Consider the following 17,795-nt stretch of genomic DNA (forward strand, 5'->3'; position numbering starts at 1 on the left):
ATCGGGATCGGGTTCGGGATGCGCCGGAAGGCGCACAGGCTTGCTGTCAGTACGCGGACGAAGCCGCTTTCGGTGCGGCGGCGGGCGTCGATTTCAAATCCGTCTCGGGTGCGAGCGAGAGCGCGTCGCCGGACGTATCGGGAATGTCGCCGGATGCAGCGCGGGCCGGGTTGGCGCGCGAGGCGGTTTCGTCGTCGGGAGTCACGTCGGAAGGCGGCGTATCCTGCAGATTCTCAGGACGCTGCGGCATGGGAGGCACGACGGGAAGATAAAGCGGACCGCGTTGCCCACAACCGCCGAGCGTGATTGTGGCCGCGGCGCAAACGCTGACAGCCGCTACAATCGCGCTCATCCTGAAAACAACTCGCATGACCGTCCCTGTACATAGAATCGATGGAGTTTAGCATGACAGACCAGGAATACCTGACGTTGGCGGAGGCCGTGCTGACCGCGATCGAGCGCGATGTGGACACGGCCGAAGCCGACATCGAATTCGAGCGAAGCGGCAATGTGCTGACGCTGGAATTCGAGAATCGCACGAAGGTGATCGTCAACTTGCAGCCGCCGAAGCACGAAATCTGGCTCGCGGCGAAGTCGGGCGGATTCCACTACAAATACGTCGATGGTCAGTGGCGCGACACCCGGGACGACAGCGAGTTTTTCGCCGCGCTGAGCAAGTATTCGACCGAGCAGGCAGGCGAGCCGATCCGCTTTTCAGCGTGACCGGCTCGTGAGGTGAGGGAAAAGCAGACGGTGTGGAAAAGGGCTACTGGCCCTTGAACAGATTCATGATGTCCTGCTTTTCCTGCTCGCCGACATCCGGCGTCGGCGCGGTCACGCCCGACACGCCGCCTTCCTGCGGCGGCGCCTGACTCACCCCGATCGTCGCGATGAATCCGTGGCCCGGCGTCATGTCGTCGTAGTACAGCTCGCCGCCGAGCGACTTCACATCGGGCGGCATCATCGGCTTGTACTCGGGCACGCCTTGCAGCGCGCGGGTCATGTATTCCATCCACACGGGCAGCGCGAGACCGCCGCCGGTTTCGCGGTCGCCGAGACTGCGCGGATTGTCGTAGCCGATCCACGCGATCGCGACGAGCGAACGCTGATAGCCGGCGAACCACGCATCGCGCGAATCATTCGTCGTGCCGGTCTTGCCGGCAAGGTCGCCGCGCTTCATCTGATTCGTCTTCGCAGCCGTGCCGTGCTGCGCAACGCTTTGCAGCAGGCTGTTCATCACGAAGGCATTGCGCGGCGTGATGGCGAGCGGCGCGCTGCCCTGCGCGACGAGCGGTTGCGGATGCGACACCACCGCGCCACGCGGGTCGGTGATATCGGCGATCAGATACGGATTCACGCGATAGCCGCCGTTTGCGAACACCGCATAGCCCGACGCCATCTGCAGCGGCGTGACGAGGCCCGCGCCGAGCGCCATCGGCAGATACGCCGGATGACGGTCCGCATCGAAGCCGAAGCGCGTGATGTACTGCTGCGCGTACTTCGTGCCGATGTTGTTCAGGATGCGGATCGACACCATGTTCTTCGACTTCTGCAGCGCGGTGCGCATGGTCATCGGGCCGTCGAAGCCGCCGCCGTAGTTCTTCGGCTCCCACGCCTGGCCGCCCGTTTCGGCGGCGCTGAAGAAGAGCGGGCCGTCGTTGATGATCGTCGCCGGCGACAAACCCTTCTCCAGCGACGCCGAATAAATGAACGGCTTGAAGCTCGAGCCCGGCTGACGCCACGCCTGCGTGACGTGGTTGAACTTGTTCTTGTTGAAGTCGAACCCGCCGACGAGCGCGCGGATTGCGCCGTCCTGCGGCACGAGCGAGATCAACGCGCCTTCGACTTGCGGCAGTTGCGTGATGGACCAGTCGCCGTCGCTGCTTTTCGCGAGCCGCACGATCGCGCCCGGACGAATGCGCTGGTTCGGCTGCGCACGCGGCGAAAGCGCGTTCGCGACGAAGCGCAGATCGTTGCCGGTGATGGTGGCCACGTTGCCGTCGATGAAGCTCGCCTTCACTTCCTTCGGACTCGCCGACGTCACGACCGCCGCGACGATCTCGCCGTTGTCCGGATGCTCGGCGAGCGCATCGTCGATGGCCTGTTCACGGTCATCCGCGTCCGCCGGCAGATCGATGAAACCTTCCGGCCCGCGATACCCATGACGCCGTTCGTAGTCCATCAGCCCTCTGCGCAGCGCGTGATAGGCGGCGTCCTGATCGGCGGAATCGATCGTCGTCACGACGTTGAAGCCGCGCGTATAGGCTTCTTCGCGATATTGCGCGTACATCATCTGCCGGACCATTTCCGCGACGTATTCCGCGTGGACACTGAACTCGCGCCCTTGTCCCTTCACGATGAGCGGCTGTTTCACCGCCGTCGCGTACTCTTCCGGCGTGATGAAGTTCAGCTCGCGCATCCGCTGAAGGATGTACTCCTGCCGAACCTTCGCGCGCTTCGGATTCACGACCGGGTTGTACGCCGACGGCGCCTTGGGCAGACCCGCGAGCATCGCCGCTTCGGCGAGCGTGATCTCCTTCAGGTCCTTGCCGAAATAGACGCGCGCCGCGCTCGCAAACCCGTACGCACGCTGTCCGAGATAGATCTGATTCATGTACACCTCGAGAATCTGATCCTTCGCCAACGCACGCTCGATCTTGTAGGCGAGCAGCATCTCGTAAATCTTGCGGGTGTACGTTCTTTCGCTCGACAAGAAGAAGTTTCGCGCGACCTGCATCGTGATCGTGCTCGCGCCTTGCGATGCATGCCCATTCGACAATGCAACCGTTCCCGCGCGCACGATGCCCATGACATCGACGCCGCCGTGATCGTAAAAACGCGCGTCTTCGATTGCGAGCACGGCTTTCTTCAGGCGATCGGGCACTTCCTGAATGCGCACGACGCTGCGGCGTTCCTCGCCGAATTCGCCGATCAGCACGTGATCGGCGGTGTAGATGCGCAGCGGCACTTTCGGCCGATAGTCGGTGAGCGCATCGAGCGATGGCAGGTTCGGCATCGCCACGATGAGCGCATAGCCGAACACAAGCGCAATGGAGACGATCAGCGCGAAAACGCAGACGAGCGAGCCTAGAAGCAGCCGCGCAAACCACGAACGTCGAGGCTTTATCGGGCCTTCGGGCGGCGTGGCCGGCGGATTAGTCGGGGAAGAGGATTGCATAGCACCACCAAAAACAGTCCCGGGATTATAGCCGTCCGGGTTTCGGGAATTTCCTAGGCACTCGGGTAACAGTCCAATGCAATCCGCGTCGCTTTCCCTATTGCCAAGATACGCGCGATGTCCCGCGAAAACATCGTGTCATCGCTCGCGTTAGCCGTTCGGCCCAATGTTCGCCGTGTGCCGCCTTCACGAGAATTCGTGCATCGAAAGCGCGCGAATGTTTCGGCGCGCGAGTGACGGAAGGAGTGGACATGAAGAAGGAAAGCGCCTTGCGCGGCGCGGTGCTGACGGTCACGCGCCGGTTCGCGGCGGGTATCGACATAAGCGAGGACGCAGTGCGGCTCGCGGTTCTCAGCCGGCGGCTGAAGCGGGATTCGACCGTGTGCGTCGAGCATCTGGATGCGGTTCCAATCGCGGCGGGGGCGGTGGTGGGCGGCGATTTCGTCGATCGCGCGGCCGTCGCTGCGGCGTTGCGCGAAGCGGTCGAACGCATGCCGCAGAACGGCGCGTGGAGCGCGCTGCGCTGTTCGATGGGCCTCCCCGCATCGGCGACGCTGACCACGCGGGTGCCGCTCGCGCGGCTGATCGAGGCGCGTCAGCCGGACGTGCCGGACATCGGCAGCGATCCATGCGGCTTGCTCGAGCCGGCGGTGCTCGCCGAGGCGGAGCGCGCATCGGGCATGGAGCGCGGCGCGCTCGCAGTCGACTGGTCCGTCGAGGCTCGCGACGACGGGAACGCCCATGTGACGATCGCGGCGACGGCGAGGCGGCACGTCGAGGCGCGCGTGGAAACAGCGGCGGCAGCGGGCATCGCGTTGTGCGCCATCGACGGCGAACCGGCCGCGGCCCTGCGCGCGATGCGTCATTCGGGCCGCGTCGAACTGGACGCCGATGCGCGCTATCTCGCTTGCTGGCTCGAAAGCTCGGGGCTGCACGCGTGGGTCGTGAGCGCCGGCGAAGTGGAGAGCGAGGCGCGCTATCCGGCACCGGAATACGTGAGCATCGCCGACGCGCTGCGCCATCTGGCGGGCGAAACGACGCCGATCGACTGCGCGTACGTCGGCGGCCAGACGCAGTTGCTGACGAACGCGGGCCTTTCGCTGCCGGCGCTGGCGAAGATCGTCGGCTGCCCCGCGCTGCCGTTCGAGGCTGCGCCGTATTGCAACGGCGCGTCGGAAATCGATGCCGCGATGAAGCATTCGCCGCTTTTCGCCACCGCGTTCGGGCTCGCATTGCGCGAGGTACTGCAATGACGAGCGCCGCCACCATCGACGGCTTCAATCTGCTGCCGTACCGGTCGCGCAACCGTCGTGCGCTGCGACGGCAGCGGCTCGCGATCCTGGCCGTCGCCAGCCTCGCCGGATGCGCGGCTGTGGGAGGCGTCGCGGGCTGGGACGCATTCGAACGCACGCGTCTGGAAGAGCGGCGTATCGCACTGGAAGCGACGCTGCGCACATCGAACGCGGCTATCGACGAACACGCGCGCCTCCTTCGCACCGAGGCCGAGCGTCGCCGGGCGCGTGACGCGGCGCAACCGCTCGCCGGACCGCGCGACCGGTTTCTTGCGCTGCTGGAAGCGCTTGCGGATGCGCCGCCGCGCACGGACGTGGTTCTGCAACGCGTTTCCCAGCGGGCCGATGAAGTCGAGCTTGCCGCGCTTGCCCCGGATTCCCAGACGGCGGCGCGCTGGCTCAAACGGCTGGAGGACTTGCGCGGCGTGCAGTCGGTCGAGGTCGTGGAGATGAAGCGGCGCGTGGAGACGGGGCCATCCGCGAAGCGCGATGCCGTCGCGCCGGCGATCGATCGCTATGAATTCATCGCGCTGGTGCGCTATGCGTCGGCTGAAGCGAAAACCACGGCCGCACCGGTGAAAACATCAATGCAAAGGAAACCGCAATGAACACCCTGACGATGACTGTCCCCGGGGGCTTGCGCTCGCACTCGCACGGGCGCGCCCGCACTGCGCTGCTTCGCCCGCTGCACGCGTGGTCGACGCGCCGCACGGCTCTTACGGCGCTCGCGCTTTTCGTATGCGTGTTCGCGCTGGGCGTCGAAGGCTGGCTCGCTTCGGGTCTGAGCCAGCGCGATGCCGCCCGCACCGCGCTCGCCGCAACCCAACGCAAAGCGGACGATGCCCGCGGAATCGTCGCGGCATTGCCGGAACTACGGGCGCGCGTCGCGGCCACGAGCATGACGCCCGCCACCTGGACCGCTGCCGATGCGCTTCACGCAGTGGCCGCATTCGCTGCGCAGAGCGGACTGCGCGTGACGGAGATCGAGCCGCAATCGCCGGCGAAAAGCGGAGCCCGGACGTCGACGCAGCCCGCAACGGAACGCGCGCTCACCTTTCGGGCGGACGGCGCATTTCCCGAAGTTCGCCGCTTTCTGGAGGCGCTCGCCGGCCTGCCGCGCCTGATCGTGCCGGAGGCTGTGCAAATCAAGCGTCAGGCCGGCGCGGTGACGATCGATGCGACACTGCGCATCCACGAAACGCTGCCTGCCGTCCCGCTTTCGGAACCCGCGCGCACGAACGCCTTCATCGTCGATCCGTTCGGCAGGGACGGCGCAACCGGTCTCGCTCGTGATGCGGGCATGCTGCTCGTCGGCACGATGGTGACGCGCCACCGCGCGATGAGCGTCGCGGCGATCATCGTCGCGCGTGCAGCAATGGCGGCCGACGTCGGCGATGCGCCCGTCGCGCCGTTGCCGCCACTACCGGCATCGCTCGATACGCTGCCGACGGATCAGTTCGCAATCGATACGGCCATCCCGCTGGCGCCACCGCCGCCGCCCCAAACAACGGCCACGGCAAGCGCGGAAAAGCCCGCTGCCGAATCCGCCGAGCCGCTCGAAGGACCGCCCGTACCGCTGCGGCAACTGGAACGCCTCAGCGGAACGAAGACCGATGACGGCAAGCCGATCACGCTCGACCTGAAAAACGCCGACCTAAGCGCCGCGCTGCAAGGCTTCGCGCGCTTCACCGGCCTCAACATCATCGCGAGCGAAAAAGTGCGCGGGCTGGTGTCGATCAATCTCGTCGCGGTGCCGTGGCGGCGCGCGTTCGACACGCTTCTCGAGGTCAACGGGCTGGCGATGGAGCAGCACGGCAACGTGATCTGGGTCGCGCCGCTCGCCGAACTCGCGGCGCGCGAGAAGTTGCGCTATGAGGCGCACGCCCGCGCGGCGGAACTCGAGCCGCTCGCGAGCCGCACCTTCACGTTGCGCTATCCGCGTGCCGAAGACGTGCGCAAGCTGCTGACCGGCTCGGGCACGCAGCGCGTGCTGTCGAAGCGCGGCTCCGCCATGGCCGACGCGCGCACCAATCTGCTTTTCGTCACCGATCTCGACGCTCGCGTGCAGCAGATCGCCGAGCTGATCGCATCGATCGACAGGCCGACGCCGCAAGTGATGATCGAAGCGCGCATCGTCGAAGGCGAGACCGGGCTGTCGCGCAACCTCGGCGTCAAGCTGGGCGTCGCGCCGACGGGAGACTCGACGCGCGGCATCGCGGGCGGCAAGGACGGGGTGGTATACGATCTGTCGGCGCGGCCGCTCAACGGTCTCGACGCGGCGACCGCAGGGCTCACGCTCTTCGCCGCGCAGGCCACGCGGCTGCTCGACATCGAACTCAGCGCGCTCGAATCCGAGGGGCGGGGACAGATCGTGTCGCGACCGCGCGTCGTGACGGCGGATCGCGTGAAGGCGATCGTCGAACAGGGCACGGAGTTGCCGTATCAGGCAAAAGTCGGCAATGGCGTCTCGGGCGTGCAGTTTCGGCGCGCTGCGCTCAAACTGGAGGTCGAGCCGCAAATCACGCCGCACGGACACGTCATTCTCGATCTGGATGTCGCGAAAGACAGCGTCGGCGAGCAGACGGCGGCAGGGCCGGCCATCAACACGAAGCACGTGCAGACGCGCGTGGAAGTGGAGGATGGCGGGACCGTGGCAATCGGCGGCATCTCAGAAGACGAACGGGTCGATGTCACCGGCGTGCCGGGATTGTCGAAGCTGCCGCTGATCGGCTGGCTGTTTCGTCACGACGCGCGGCGCAAGTCGCAGAGCGAGCTGGTCATCCTGATCACGCCCCATGTGGTGGCGGCAAAGGGATGACGCCGGGCGCGCGACTCGACAAAGCGGGCGGTTTGCCCTTAAGCTGCCGCACGAACAAATTGCATATTGTCAAAGGATCAAGGTTGCAGGAAGGGCACGCGAACGCGAACATCTTCTTCGTCGGACTCATGGGGGCGGGTAAAACCACCGTGGGCCGTGCGGTTGCGCGCCGTTTGCAGCGCTCGTTCATCGATTCCGACCTGGAAATCGAAGCACGCACCGGCGCGCGCATACCCGTGATCTGGGAACTCGAAGGCGAGGCCGGATTCCGCCAGCGCGAAGCCAACGTCATCGACGAGTTGTCGCAGAAGAGCGGCATCGTGCTCGCGACAGGCGGCGGCGCGGTGCTGCGGCAGGAGAATCGCGAACATCTGAAGAATCGCGGCATCGTCATTTATCTGCGCGCGAATCCGCACGATCTCTGGCAGCGCACCCGCCGCGACAAGAACCGGCCGCTGCTTCAGACCGAAGATCCGCGCGGCAAGCTGGAAGCGCTGTTCAAGACGCGCGATCCGCTCTATCAGGAGTGTGCGCATCTCGTCGTGGAAACCGGGCGGCCGACGGTCAACGCGCTCGTCAACATGGTCCTGATGCAACTGGAGGTGGCCGGCGTCATCAAGTCGGCTGAGTCATAATGTCCGCCATGATTACAGTCAATGTCGAACTGGGCGAGCGCGCCTATCCCATTCATATCGGTGCGGGGCTGACCGGGCGCACGGAGCTTTTTGCGCCGCATATCAAGGGTTCGTCGGTGGCCATCGTCACCAATGCGACCGTCGATCCGCTCTATGGCGATGCGCTGCGCGCCGCGCTCGAACCGCTCGGCAAGAAAGTGATGACCGTCGTTCTGCCAGACGGCGAAGCGCACAAGAACTGGGAAACGCTCAACGCCATCTTCGACGCGCTCCTCACCGAACGTGCCGATCGGAAGACGACGCTCATCGCGCTCGGCGGCGGCGTCGTCGGCGACATGACCGGCTTCGCGGCGGCCTGCTACATGCGCGGCGTGCCGTTCATTCAGGTGCCGACCACGCTGCTTGCGCAGGTCGATTCGTCGGTCGGGGGCAAGACGGGCATCAATCACCCGCTCGGCAAGAACATGATCGGCGCGTTCTATCAGCCGCAGGCCGTCATCGCCGATATCGCCGCACTGCATACGCTGCCGGAACGCGAACTGGCCGCGGGCATCGCGGAAGTCATCAAGACGGGCGCGATCGCCGATGCCGGTTTCTTCGACTGGATCGAAGCGAACATCGGCGCATTGAACAGCCGTGACGAAAGCGCGCTCGCGCATGCGGTCAAACGTTCGTGCGAGATCAAGGCATCGGTCGTGGCGTCGGACGAACGCGAAGGCGGGCAGCGCGCCATCCTCAATTTCGGCCATACGTTCGGCCACGCCATCGAAGCCGGACTCGGCTATGGCGAATGGCTGCACGGCGAAGCGGTCGGTTGCGGCATGGTCATGGCGGCCGACTTGTCGGTGCGCCTCGGCAAGCTCGACGACGCCGCACGCAAGCGGCTGGTGCGCGTAATCGAGGCGGCGAAGCTGCCGGTCGTCGGCCCGAAGCTCGGCGATGACCGCTACGTCGACCTGATGAAGGTCGACAAGAAAGCCGAAGCCGGCGAAATCAAATTCATCCTGCTGACTCGTTTTGGCGCGACGGAGATCACGAGCGCGCCCGACCAGGCCGTGCGTGCGACGCTCGCAGCCAGCGTCTGAGCGCCACGCAGCAGCCGGAACCACGACGATGCGGAGGCAGCCGGTGAGCGAAACAGAAGCAGGATTCGGAGCGCCGTCGCAAGGGGCGCTCGAAGCCCATCTTGCGCCGTATGCGGCGCGTTCGTCCACGTCGCGCGGACGTCGCTATGCGGAGACGCCGCCCGCCGCGCGCACCGAGTTTCAGCGCGACCGCGATCGCATCGTGCATTCGACGGCCTTTCGCCGGCTCGAATACAAGACGCAGGTTTTCGTCAATCACGAAGGCGACCTGTTCCGCACGCGTCTGACGCACAGTCTGGAAGTGGCGCAAATCGCCCGTTCCGTCGCGCGCAATCTGCGGCTGAACGAAGACCTCGTCGAGGCGATATCGCTTGCGCATGATCTCGGTCACACGCCGTTTGGCCACGCCGGGCAGGACGCGCTGCACGAATGCATGCGCGATCAAGGCGGCTTCGAACACAATCTGCAAAGTCTCGCGGTCGTCGATCAGCTCGAAGAGCACTACGGCGCGTTCGACGGGCTCAACCTCTGCTTTGAAACGCGCGAAGGCATTCTCAAGCATTGCTCGCGCGAAAACGCACGCAAGCTGGGCGAACTCGGCGAACGCTTTCTCGCGGGCAGGCAGCCATCGCTCGAAGCGCAGATTGCCAACGTCGCGGACGAGATCGCCTACAACAATCACGACGTCGACGATGGCCTGCGTTCCGGCCTGCTCACGCTCGAGCAAATGTCCGAAGTGAGTCTCTGGCATACGCACTTCGATGCGGCGCGCGCGGAGTTTCCAGGCATCGAAGGCCGCAGGCTCATCCACGAGACCATACGCCGCATCATCAATACGCTGATCGTGGATCTGATCGAGACCACGAGCCGCAATCTGGCGCGCGTGAAGCCGGCATCCATCGAAGACGTGCGCAGTGCGCCGCTGCTCGTCGCGCATAGCGATGAAGTCGCCGCGCAAGCCGCCGCGCTCAAGCGCTTCCTGTTCAAGAACCTGTATCGCCATTACCGCGTGATGCGCATGGCCAACAAGGCGAAGCGCGTCGTCACCGGCCTGTTCGACGCCTTCACCGACGACCCGCGCTTGCTGCCGCCCGCGTATCAGGCGCGTCTCGCCGTGGCCGAAGAGTCCGCGAACGACGCCGCCGCGCCGTGCCACGAGAGCACGCAGGCGCGGCTGATCGCGCATTACATCGCGGGAATGACCGATCGATATGCACTGAAGGAATACCAACGTCTGTTTGTCATCGACAACAATTAAGATCGCGCGTTTTCAAGCGCGAATCTGCAAAAAAGGAGACTCATCGATGAAATGCACGCCCTCGTTCCGCTCGATCACGGCCGCTGCCGTTCTGGCCTTCGGCGCCAGCACCGCAGCGCACGCCGCGACGGAAATCCAGTTCTGGCACGCGATGGAGGCCGCCCTCGGCGAGCGCGTGAACGACATCGCCAAGGACTTCAACGCGTCGCAGAGCGACTACACGATCGTCCCGGTGTTCAAGGGCACCTACGACCAGACGCTTGCAGCGGGCATCGCGGCGTATCGCAGCGGCAATGCGCCCGCGATCCTGCAAGTCTACGAAGTCGGCACCGCAACGATGATGCAGGCGAAAAAGGCCGTGCTCCCGGTCTCCGACGTGTTCAAGCAAGCGGGCGTGCCGCTCGACGAGAAGGCGTTCGTGCCGACCATCGCCGGCTATTACAGCGACGCGAAGACCGGCCATCTCATCTCCATGCCGTTCAACAGTTCCACGCCCGTTCTGTACTACAACAAGGACGCGTTCAAGAAGGCGGGTCTCGATCCGAACCAGCCGCCGAAAACCTGGGCCGATGTCGAAGCCGACGCGAAGAAGCTGAAGGCGGCGGGCTATTCGTGCGGCTATTCGTCGGGCTGGCAGAGCTGGATTCAGTTGGAGAACTACAGTGCGTGGCACGCGGCGCCGTTTGCATCGAAGAACAATGGCTTCGACGGGCTCGATGCAAAGCTCGAGTTCAACAAGCCGCTGCAGGTCGCGCATATCCAGTTCCTGCAGAAGATGGCGAAGGAAGGCACGTTCACTTACGTCGGGCGCAAGGACGAGCCGGTATCCAAGTTCTATAGCGGCGACTGCGGGATCATCACGAACTCGTCGGGCTCGCGGGCGACCATCCAGAAGTATGCGAAGTTCGATTTCGGCGTCGGCATGATGCCTTACGACGCCAGCGTGAAGGGCGCGCCGCAGAACGCGATCATCGGCGGCGCGAGCCTTTGGGTGCTAGCGGGCAAGGACCCGGCGGTGTACAAGGGCGTCGCGAAGTTCCTCGCGTATCTGGCCACGCCGCCGGTCGCGGCGAAGTGGCATCAGGACACCGGCTATCTGCCCGTGACGACCGCCGCCTATGAACTCACGCAAAAACAGGGCTTCTACGACAAGAATCCCGGCGCGGACATCGCCATCAAGCAGATGCTGAACAAGCCGCCGCTTGCCTATACGAAGGGCTTGCGTCTCGGCAACATGCCGCAGATTCGCACCATCGTCGATGAAGAACTCGAGCAGGTGTGGGCGGAAAAGAAGACGCCGCAGCAGGCGCTCGATTCTTCCGTGCAGCGCGGCGACGAACTTCTGCGCCGCTTCGAAAAGAGCGGCGGCTAAGCGCCACGGTCAGGCATGCGCCCGCGCCAAACGCGGGCGCCGTTCAGGACATACCGATGGAAAAACGGTCTCGTTTCGATACGAGCGTGTTGCCGTATCTGCTCGTCGCGCCTCAACTCGCGATCACCGCGCTCTTCTTCCTCTGGCCCGCCGGCGAGGCGCTATGGCAAGCGACGCAAAGCCAGGACGCGTTCGGCACGTCCAGCGAATTCGTCGGCTTCGCGAACTTCCGGCAGCTCTTCGCGGACCCGCTGTACCTGTCATCGTTCAGTACGACGATGATCTTCTGCGCGCTCGTCACCGTGTCCGGACTCGTGATCTCGCTGCTGCTCGCCGCATGTGCGGATCGCGTGACGCGCGGGGCGAAGGCGTATCAGACGCTGCTCATCTGGCCGTATGCGGTCGCCCCGGCCATCGCGGCGGTGCTGTGGTCGTTTCTCTTCAATCCGAGCATCGGGCTGGTCACGTACGCGCTTGCGAAGCAGGGCATCGTATGGAACCACGCGCTCAACGGCACGCAGGCGATGTTTCTGGTCGTGCTCGCGTCGGTGTGGAAACAGGTCAGCTATAACTTCCTGTTCTTCTATGCCGGCCTGCAGGCGATACCGCAATCGCTGATCGAAGCCGCCGCGATCGACGGCGCCGGTCCCGTGCGGCGCTTCTTCGGCATCGCGCTGCCGCTGCTGTCGCCGACGAGTTTCTTCCTGCTCGTCGTCAACCTGGTCTACGCGTTCTTCGATACCTTCCCCGTCATCGATGCCGCCACTGGCGGCGGTCCTGCTCAATCGACCAAGACGCTCATCTACAAGATCTTCGCGGAAGGGTTTCAGGGGCTGGACATCGGCAGCTCGGGCGCGCAGTCGGTCGTGCTGATGGTGATCGTCGTCGCGCTGACTATCGTGCAGTTCCGCTTCGTCGAACGCAGGGTGCAATACTCATGATCGAGAATCGTCGCGGCTTCGATATCTTCTGTCACGCGGTGCTGATCCTCGGCGTCGCGCTGGTCGTGTTTCCGGTGTACGTCGCGTTCTGCGCGGCCACGATGAATTCGAGCGAAGTATTCAGCGTGCCGCTTTCGCTGATTCCGAGCACGCATCTCTTCGAAAACATTGCGCACATCTGGACGCACGGCAGCGGCAATGCGGCGGCGCCCTTCGGACGCATGCTCATCAATAGTCTCGTGATGGCGCTCGTCATCTCCACCGGCAAGATCGCGGTGTCGATCATCTCGGCGTATGCGATCGTCTTCTTTCGCTTCCCGATGAAGAACCTCGCGTTCTGGCTGATCTTCGTCACGCTGATGCTGCCCGTGGAAGTCCGCATCTTTCCGACGGTGCAGGTCGTGTCGTCGATGCATCTCGCCAACACGTACGCCGGTCTCACGCTGCCGCTGATCGCCTCCGCGACGGCGACCTTCCTGTTCCGGCAGTTCTTCATGACCCTGCCCGACGAACTGATGGAAGCGGCGCGCATCGACGGTGCGGGGCCGCTGCGCTTCTTCTGGGACGTGGTGCTGCCGCTGTCGAAGACGAACATCGCGGCGCTTTTCGTCATCACTTTTATCTACGGCTGGAACCAGTACCTCTGGCCGATTCTGATCACCAACCAGCAGTCGCTGCAAACGGCGGTGGTCGGCATCAAGAGCATGATCGCCTCGGGCGATACCGCGACCGAATGGCATCTCGTGATGAGCGCGACGTTGCTTGCGATGCTGCCGCCGCTCGCCGTCGTGCTGACGATGCAGCGCTGGTTCGTGCGCGGACTCGTGGACGCGGAAAAATAAAACTGGAGACCGGGTATCAATGGCTGCACTGAAACTCAAAGGCGTCAAGAAGACATACGACGGCACGCAATACGTGCTTCATGGCATCGATGTATCGATCGAAGATGGCGAGTTCGTCGTGATGGTTGGTCCATCCGGTTGCGGCAAGTCGACGCTACTGCGCATGGTCGCGGGACTCGAGAGCGTGTCGGAAGGCACGATCGAGATTGCGGGCAAGGTCGTGAACAAGCTGGAGCCGAAAGATCGCGACATCGCGATGGTCTTTCAGAATTACGCACTTTATCCGCACATGAGTGTCGCGCAGAATATGGCCTATGCGTTGAAGATCGGCGGCGTGGATCGCGGAACGATTGAAAGCCGCGTCGCGAACGCAGCGCGTATTCTGGAACTCGAGCATTTGCTGGCGCGCAAGCCGCGCGAGTTGTCCGGCGGTCAGCGGCAGCGAGTTGCAATGGGTCGTGCCATCGTGCGTGAGCCGGCGGTGTTTCTGTTCGACGAGCCGCTGTCCAATCTCGACGCCAAGTTGCGCGTGCAGATGCGCCTCGAAATTCAGCGGCTGCACGCGCGCCTCGCGACGACGAGCCTTTACGTCACGCATGACCAGATCGAAGCCATGACGCTCGCGCAGCGCGTCATCGTGATGAACAAGGGGCACGCGGAACAGATCGGCGCGCCGACTGAAGTGTACGAGCGGCCGGCTACGGTGTTCGTGGCGAGTTTCATCGGATCGCCGGCCATGAATCTGCTCGAAGGCAGCCTGTCCGACGATGGTTCGGTGTTCGAAGTAGCGGGCGGCGGTCCGAAGCTGACGGTTGCGGGCGCGAGCGGCGTGACGCGTGCCATGTTCGGGCGCGAGTGGATCGTCGGCATCCGTCCGGAACACATGACGCCGGGCAACCATGAGGCGGCGCAAGCGGTGCTCGACGTCGATTCGGCGGAATTGCTCGGCGCGGACAATCTTGCGCACGGTAAGTGGGGCAAGCATGACGTGGCGGCGCGCTTGCCGCATGTGCATCGGCCGGTGCGCGGGGAAAAGCTGGCGGTATCGGTGCCGGCGCGGCATCTGCATTTTTTCGATCCGGCTACCGGATTGCGCGCCAACTGAAGGAGGCTTTGCGATGAGAATCTGGCCGTACCCCGCCATCGTCGCGCATCGCGGCGGCGGCAAGCTCGCGCCCGAGAACACGGTCGAAGGCATCGATACAGGCGCGCGTCTCGGTCTCAAGATGATCGAGTTCGACGCGAAGCTATCGGCCGACGACGTCGTCTTCCTGTTGCATGACGACGATGTCGACCGCACGTCGAACGGCCACGGCCCGGCGAAGTCGATGACCTACGCGCAGTTGCGCGCGCTCGACGCCGGTTCGCGGTTCGGCGAGGAATTCGCGGGCGCGCATATGCCGACGCTCGCCGAAGTGCGCGAGCGATGCGCGTCGCTGAATCTGGCGGCTAACATCGAGATCAAGCCGTGTCCGGGGCGCGAAGTCGAAACCGGGGAACGGGTTGCACGCGAGGCAGCGCGCCTGTGGAACGATGCCGAACCGGAGCCGCTGTTGTCGTCGTTTTCTTATGCGGCATTGGAGGCGGCGCGCGATGCCGCGCCTGATCTCCCGCGCGGCATGCTGTACGAACGCGTGCCGGCGGAGTGGCGCGAGCAAACGGCGGCGCTCGCGTGCGTGTCGCTGCACGCGGACCATCGTTCGCTCGACGAAACACTCGTGCGCGAAATCAAGGACGCGGGTCTGCGCGTGCTGGCCTACACGGTGAACGATCCCGAGCGTGCGCGCCTGCTTGCACAGTGGGGCGTCGATGCGATCTGCACCGATCGCATCGATGTCATCGGCGCGAACTTTCTGGAAGACGCGCCGAAGTGAGGGCGCGCTAGCGGGCGCGCGAGAGCAGGATGCCCGCGAAGAGCGCCAGCCCGCCGACGATGGCAATGGTTTGCCAGGGCTTGTCGTGAAGATAGGCGTCGGCGTCGTCGAAGGCGGCGGCGGCGCGCTCGCGGACCACGGCGGGTGTGGCATTGAGGCGAGCGCGCGCAGAATCGATCTGATCGCCGATGCGGGCGCGAAGCGCGGCGGCGTCAGCGGACGCGCCGTCCGACAGCAATCCTTCGAGTTCGGAAAGAAGGACGCGCAGTTCGCCGCCGATATCCTGGGCTGCTTCGCGGCCATGACGCGCCATGCGGCGTGCGCGGCGGCCGGTGGCGTTCCATGAATCTCCGATGGCGTCTCGCGTGTTAGGCAGTGCGTTCATAGATCGCTCCGTCGATGGATGAATCGTGGATGGAGTCCGCTTGCATCGCGGGGAAGGTGCTTAGAGCAAGTAGGATGCCGGACCGTCGCGGCTCGCTGCTGGGCGCTCGCGATGCGTAATTACTGCGGCGTCTGCACGCCGGCGCAAGTCACATTTACAAGGAGCGTGTAAAAGCAAACGCCGCCATGCGGTATCGCATGACGGCGTGTGCCGAGAGCTTGAAACGGTGAGACATCGGCATACGGATCAGAAACGATAGCCGACGCGCAGATACGTCACGATCGGGTTGATCGTGATCTTCGCCTGCGATTGAACGTTGAGCGTGCCGACCGGCGTCTGGGCTTGCGTGCTCAGCTTGGCGGTCGCCTTCAGCGGAATGAAGGACACGGAGAAACCCGCGAACCAGTGTTCAGTGAAATTGTAGACAGCGCCGACATTGAAGACCGGCGCCCACGAACTATCCGTATCGACCGTGGTCGGACCATGCAGCACGGAGCCCTCGAAAGCCGCGTTGCTGATCTTCGCATCGGTGAACCAGGTGCGCGTCACGCCCAAGCCGACATACGGGCGGAACTTCGCTTGCGGTTCGTTGAAGAAGTATTTGAAGAGCAGCGTGGGACTCCATTGCTTCGCGCTGCCGATCTTGCCGAACGGTTCGAGCCTGCCGGTGCCGTTGAGGTCGAACGTTGGGGGAATGCCCATTTCGAATTCGGCGGCGATGTGGTCGGTCGCGAAGTAACCTACGGTGAAGCCGGCCGTATCGGAACTGCTGATACCCGCGCCCGTGCCCGGCGCGCTGATATTGACGGGAGATCCGCCTACACTTGTCTCTTTGAGCGGGCTGCTGCTGTCCTGTGGGGCGAGGTGAAACCAGCCTGCCGTTGCAAAAAAGGACCCAGCCGACTGTGCATGCGCCGCTGTGGACACGCACGCCAAAGCTGCAATCCCGGTTGCGACTTGTTTTATTTTCATTTGTGCTCCTCCAGAAAGCACGCCCATTATGAACACAACGTTTCAAACTAACCATAGCGGCGCCGTAGAGCATTTTCCCTAGGATGGCAGCGGCTTTGGAGTCCTGTTGCACGGCGCTTGCATGTGCCTGAAAGCCCCGTAGCACAGGCGTCTCCCGTCAGCCCCCGATCGGGGTAACACAAACGCGACCAACGGAATATCCAGAATGGCACGGCTTGCACGACTCTACGTTCCCGATCAGCCGCAGCATGTCATCCTGCGTGGTCTCGACCAGCAACCTGCCTTCGTCGACGACCAGGACTACGAGCTTTTTATCGACTGCTTGAGGACGGCTTCACGCGATCATCATCTTTCCATCCATGCCTATGCGTTGATGCCGCAGGCCGTGCATCTGCTCGTGACGCCTCGCGACGAGGCGAGCCTGCCCAAAGCGATGCAGGCAGTCGGACGCCGTTACGTCGCGCACTTCAATCGGCGTTACGTGCGGCGCGGCACGCTGTGGGAGGGGCGCTATCGCGCGACGGTTATCGAAGGCGAGCGTTATTTCCTGCTCGCGACGCGCGTCGTCGAAACGGCGCCGGTTCGCGCGCAACTCGCTGCGTCGCCGCATGACTACAAGTGGTCAAGCTACCGGCATCACATCGGCGTGACGCTCGATGCGCTCATCACCGACCATCCGCTCTTCTGGTCGCTCGGCAACACGCCGTTCGAGCGCCAGCATGCGTATAAGGAGCTTTCGGAGCAGCCGCTCGACGAGCGCGAGACCAACCGTCTCCTTCAAGCGACGCTGAAAGGCTGGGTGCTCGGCAGCGATGCGTATCGCGAATGGGCGTCGCGGGCGGCGAACCGGCGGGTATCGCCGTTGCCGCGCGGGCGTCCGCGCAAAGTGCGCGAAACGCCTCAAGCCCAGTAACGGCGGGCAGCCAGCGGCGAGTCTTTCAGAAAAACGGCGTCTCGAGTCGTGCGAGCGCCGTTTGTTTTGGCCGTCGAATGATGTGGCACTTATTTACTGGGGCGTACATGCACCATAACGATAATAGGTGCCGGAACATCACGTTTTATTTGCCAGCGCTTTGATTCGTCGCGTATATTTCGATTTCCGGCGGTTTTGCGGTGCAGTGCGTCAAAGCAGGTCGCCTCGCG

17 protein-coding genes are annotated in these 17,795 nt (G+C 64.0%); 13 read left to right on the plus strand and 4 right to left on the minus strand.

The window, feature by feature from the left end:
• Positions 1-46: 46 nt before the first annotated feature.
• Positions 47-370: an LPS translocon maturation chaperone LptM gene (gene lptM, locus LDZ21_RS01530; RefSeq protein ID WP_244793897.1), complete on the minus strand. Its 324-nt coding sequence runs from the start codon at positions 368-370 to the stop codon at positions 47-49.
• A gap of 35 nt (positions 371-405) precedes the next feature.
• On the opposite strand from lptM, the gene cyaY reads away from it, so the two are divergent.
• Complete coding sequence (cyaY, locus tag LDZ21_RS01535; RefSeq protein WP_035967641.1) at positions 406-723, plus strand: iron donor protein CyaY; 318 nt, start codon at positions 406-408, stop codon at positions 721-723.
• 43 nt (positions 724-766) lie between these two features.
• Here cyaY and LDZ21_RS01540 read toward each other — a convergent pair whose 3' ends face one another.
• The gene (locus LDZ21_RS01540; protein ID WP_244793898.1) at positions 767-3,178 is read right to left on the minus strand and encodes a penicillin-binding protein 1A; all 2,412 of its coding nucleotides are present in this window, start codon (positions 3,176-3,178) and stop codon (positions 767-769) included.
• Between the two features lie 251 nt (positions 3,179-3,429).
• On the opposite strand from LDZ21_RS01540, the gene pilM reads away from it, so the two are divergent.
• From pilM to ugpQ, 11 genes are all read left to right on the plus strand, one after another.
• A complete protein-coding gene (pilM, locus tag LDZ21_RS01545; protein WP_244793899.1) occupies positions 3,430-4,431 on the plus strand; it encodes a pilus assembly protein PilM in 1,002 nt (333 codons plus the stop codon).
• Positions 4,428-5,078 (plus strand): PilN domain-containing protein, encoded by a 651-nt coding sequence (locus LDZ21_RS01550; protein WP_244793900.1) that lies wholly within the window; start codon positions 4,428-4,430, stop codon positions 5,076-5,078. Before pilM ends, LDZ21_RS01550 begins: the two co-directional genes overlap by 4 nt.
• Before the next feature lie 731 nt (positions 5,079-5,809).
• Positions 5,810-7,288, plus strand: coding sequence for a type IV pilus secretin PilQ (locus LDZ21_RS01555; protein WP_244794739.1), 1,479 nt, complete (start codon positions 5,810-5,812; stop codon positions 7,286-7,288).
• Between the two features lie 83 nt (positions 7,289-7,371).
• A complete protein-coding gene (aroK, locus tag LDZ21_RS01560; RefSeq protein WP_244793901.1) occupies positions 7,372-7,923 on the plus strand; it encodes a shikimate kinase AroK in 552 nt (183 codons plus the stop codon).
• A gap of 8 nt (positions 7,924-7,931) precedes the next feature.
• Positions 7,932-9,008 (plus strand): 3-dehydroquinate synthase, encoded by a 1,077-nt coding sequence (aroB, locus tag LDZ21_RS01565; protein WP_244794740.1) that lies wholly within the window; start codon positions 7,932-7,934, stop codon positions 9,006-9,008.
• Positions 9,009-9,036: 28 nt separating this feature from the next.
• Entirely contained in the window at positions 9,037-10,266 is a 1,230-nt protein-coding gene (locus LDZ21_RS01570) for a deoxyguanosinetriphosphate triphosphohydrolase (RefSeq protein ID WP_152562650.1), read from the plus strand.
• Between the two features lie 46 nt (positions 10,267-10,312).
• The gene (ugpB, locus tag LDZ21_RS01575; RefSeq protein ID WP_244793902.1) at positions 10,313-11,638 is read left to right on the plus strand and encodes a sn-glycerol-3-phosphate ABC transporter substrate-binding protein UgpB; all 1,326 of its coding nucleotides are present in this window, start codon (positions 10,313-10,315) and stop codon (positions 11,636-11,638) included.
• A gap of 56 nt (positions 11,639-11,694) precedes the next feature.
• Positions 11,695-12,579 carry a sn-glycerol-3-phosphate ABC transporter permease UgpA gene (gene ugpA / locus LDZ21_RS01580; RefSeq protein ID WP_035967648.1) on the plus strand — a complete coding sequence of 295 codons (885 nt, stop codon included), beginning with the start codon at positions 11,695-11,697 and terminating at the stop codon, positions 12,577-12,579.
• Complete coding sequence (ugpE, locus tag LDZ21_RS01585) at positions 12,576-13,421, plus strand: sn-glycerol-3-phosphate ABC transporter permease UgpE (RefSeq protein ID WP_244793903.1); 846 nt, start codon at positions 12,576-12,578, stop codon at positions 13,419-13,421. The genes ugpA and ugpE overlap by 4 nt, the downstream gene beginning before the upstream one ends.
• 19 nt (positions 13,422-13,440) lie before the next feature.
• Complete coding sequence (locus LDZ21_RS01590; protein ID WP_244793904.1) at positions 13,441-14,526, plus strand: sn-glycerol-3-phosphate import ATP-binding protein UgpC; 1,086 nt, start codon at positions 13,441-13,443, stop codon at positions 14,524-14,526.
• Between the two features lie 13 nt (positions 14,527-14,539).
• A complete protein-coding gene (gene ugpQ / locus LDZ21_RS01595; protein WP_244793905.1) occupies positions 14,540-15,295 on the plus strand; it encodes a glycerophosphodiester phosphodiesterase in 756 nt (251 codons plus the stop codon).
• A 7-nt stretch (positions 15,296-15,302) separates the two neighbouring features.
• Here the strand turns inward: ugpQ and LDZ21_RS01600 are convergent, their stop codons facing one another.
• A complete protein-coding gene (locus LDZ21_RS01600; RefSeq protein ID WP_035967655.1) occupies positions 15,303-15,680 on the minus strand; it encodes a DUF883 family protein in 378 nt (125 codons plus the stop codon).
• Between the two features lie 246 nt (positions 15,681-15,926).
• A complete protein-coding gene (locus tag LDZ21_RS01605) occupies positions 15,927-16,652 on the minus strand; it encodes an OmpW/AlkL family protein (RefSeq protein WP_035967657.1) in 726 nt (241 codons plus the stop codon).
• A gap of 205 nt (positions 16,653-16,857) precedes the next feature.
• Between LDZ21_RS01605 and LDZ21_RS01610 the strand changes: the two genes are divergently transcribed.
• On the plus strand, positions 16,858-17,565 hold the full coding sequence (locus LDZ21_RS01610) for a transposase (RefSeq protein ID WP_035967658.1): 708 nt from the start codon (positions 16,858-16,860) through the stop codon (positions 17,563-17,565).
• The last annotated feature ends 230 nt before the right edge of the window (positions 17,566-17,795 follow it).

The sequence above is a fragment of the Caballeronia grimmiae genome (assembly GCF_022879615.1).
Lineage (GTDB): Bacteria > Pseudomonadota > Gammaproteobacteria > Burkholderiales > Burkholderiaceae > Caballeronia > Caballeronia grimmiae.

What these genes read in the sequence shown, in the direction of transcription:
- pilM (WP_244793899.1), top strand. Translation starts at nt 3,430, where the DNA reads ATGAAGAAGGAAAGCGCCTTGCGCGGCGCGGTGCTGACGGTCACGCGC.
- aroB (WP_244794740.1), top strand. Translation starts at nt 7,932, where the DNA reads ATGATTACAGTCAATGTCGAACTGGGCGAGCGCGCCTATCCCATTCAT.
- LDZ21_RS01590 (WP_244793904.1), top strand. Translation starts at nt 13,441, where the DNA reads ATGGCTGCACTGAAACTCAAAGGCGTCAAGAAGACATACGACGGCACG.
- ugpB (WP_244793902.1), top strand. Translation starts at nt 10,313, where the DNA reads ATGAAATGCACGCCCTCGTTCCGCTCGATCACGGCCGCTGCCGTTCTG.
- lptM (WP_244793897.1), bottom strand. Translation starts at nt 370, where the DNA reads ATGCGAGTTGTTTTCAGGATGAGCGCGATTGTAGCGGCTGTCAGCGTT.
- LDZ21_RS01570 (WP_152562650.1), top strand. Translation starts at nt 9,037, where the DNA reads ATGCGGAGGCAGCCGGTGAGCGAAACAGAAGCAGGATTCGGAGCGCCG.
- ugpE (WP_244793903.1), top strand. Translation starts at nt 12,576, where the DNA reads ATGATCGAGAATCGTCGCGGCTTCGATATCTTCTGTCACGCGGTGCTG.
- LDZ21_RS01605 (WP_035967657.1), bottom strand. Translation starts at nt 16,652, where the DNA reads ATGAAAATAAAACAAGTCGCAACCGGGATTGCAGCTTTGGCGTGCGTG.
- cyaY (WP_035967641.1), top strand. Translation starts at nt 406, where the DNA reads ATGACAGACCAGGAATACCTGACGTTGGCGGAGGCCGTGCTGACCGCG.
- ugpA (WP_035967648.1), top strand. Translation starts at nt 11,695, where the DNA reads ATGGAAAAACGGTCTCGTTTCGATACGAGCGTGTTGCCGTATCTGCTC.
- LDZ21_RS01555 (WP_244794739.1), top strand. Translation starts at nt 5,810, where the DNA reads ATGAGCGTCGCGGCGATCATCGTCGCGCGTGCAGCAATGGCGGCCGAC.
- ugpQ (WP_244793905.1), top strand. Translation starts at nt 14,540, where the DNA reads ATGAGAATCTGGCCGTACCCCGCCATCGTCGCGCATCGCGGCGGCGGC.
- LDZ21_RS01550 (WP_244793900.1), top strand. Translation starts at nt 4,428, where the DNA reads ATGACGAGCGCCGCCACCATCGACGGCTTCAATCTGCTGCCGTACCGG.
- LDZ21_RS01540 (WP_244793898.1), bottom strand. Translation starts at nt 3,178, where the DNA reads ATGCAATCCTCTTCCCCGACTAATCCGCCGGCCACGCCGCCCGAAGGC.
- LDZ21_RS01610 (WP_035967658.1), top strand. Translation starts at nt 16,858, where the DNA reads ATGGCACGGCTTGCACGACTCTACGTTCCCGATCAGCCGCAGCATGTC.
- LDZ21_RS01600 (WP_035967655.1), bottom strand. Translation starts at nt 15,680, where the DNA reads ATGAACGCACTGCCTAACACGCGAGACGCCATCGGAGATTCATGGAAC.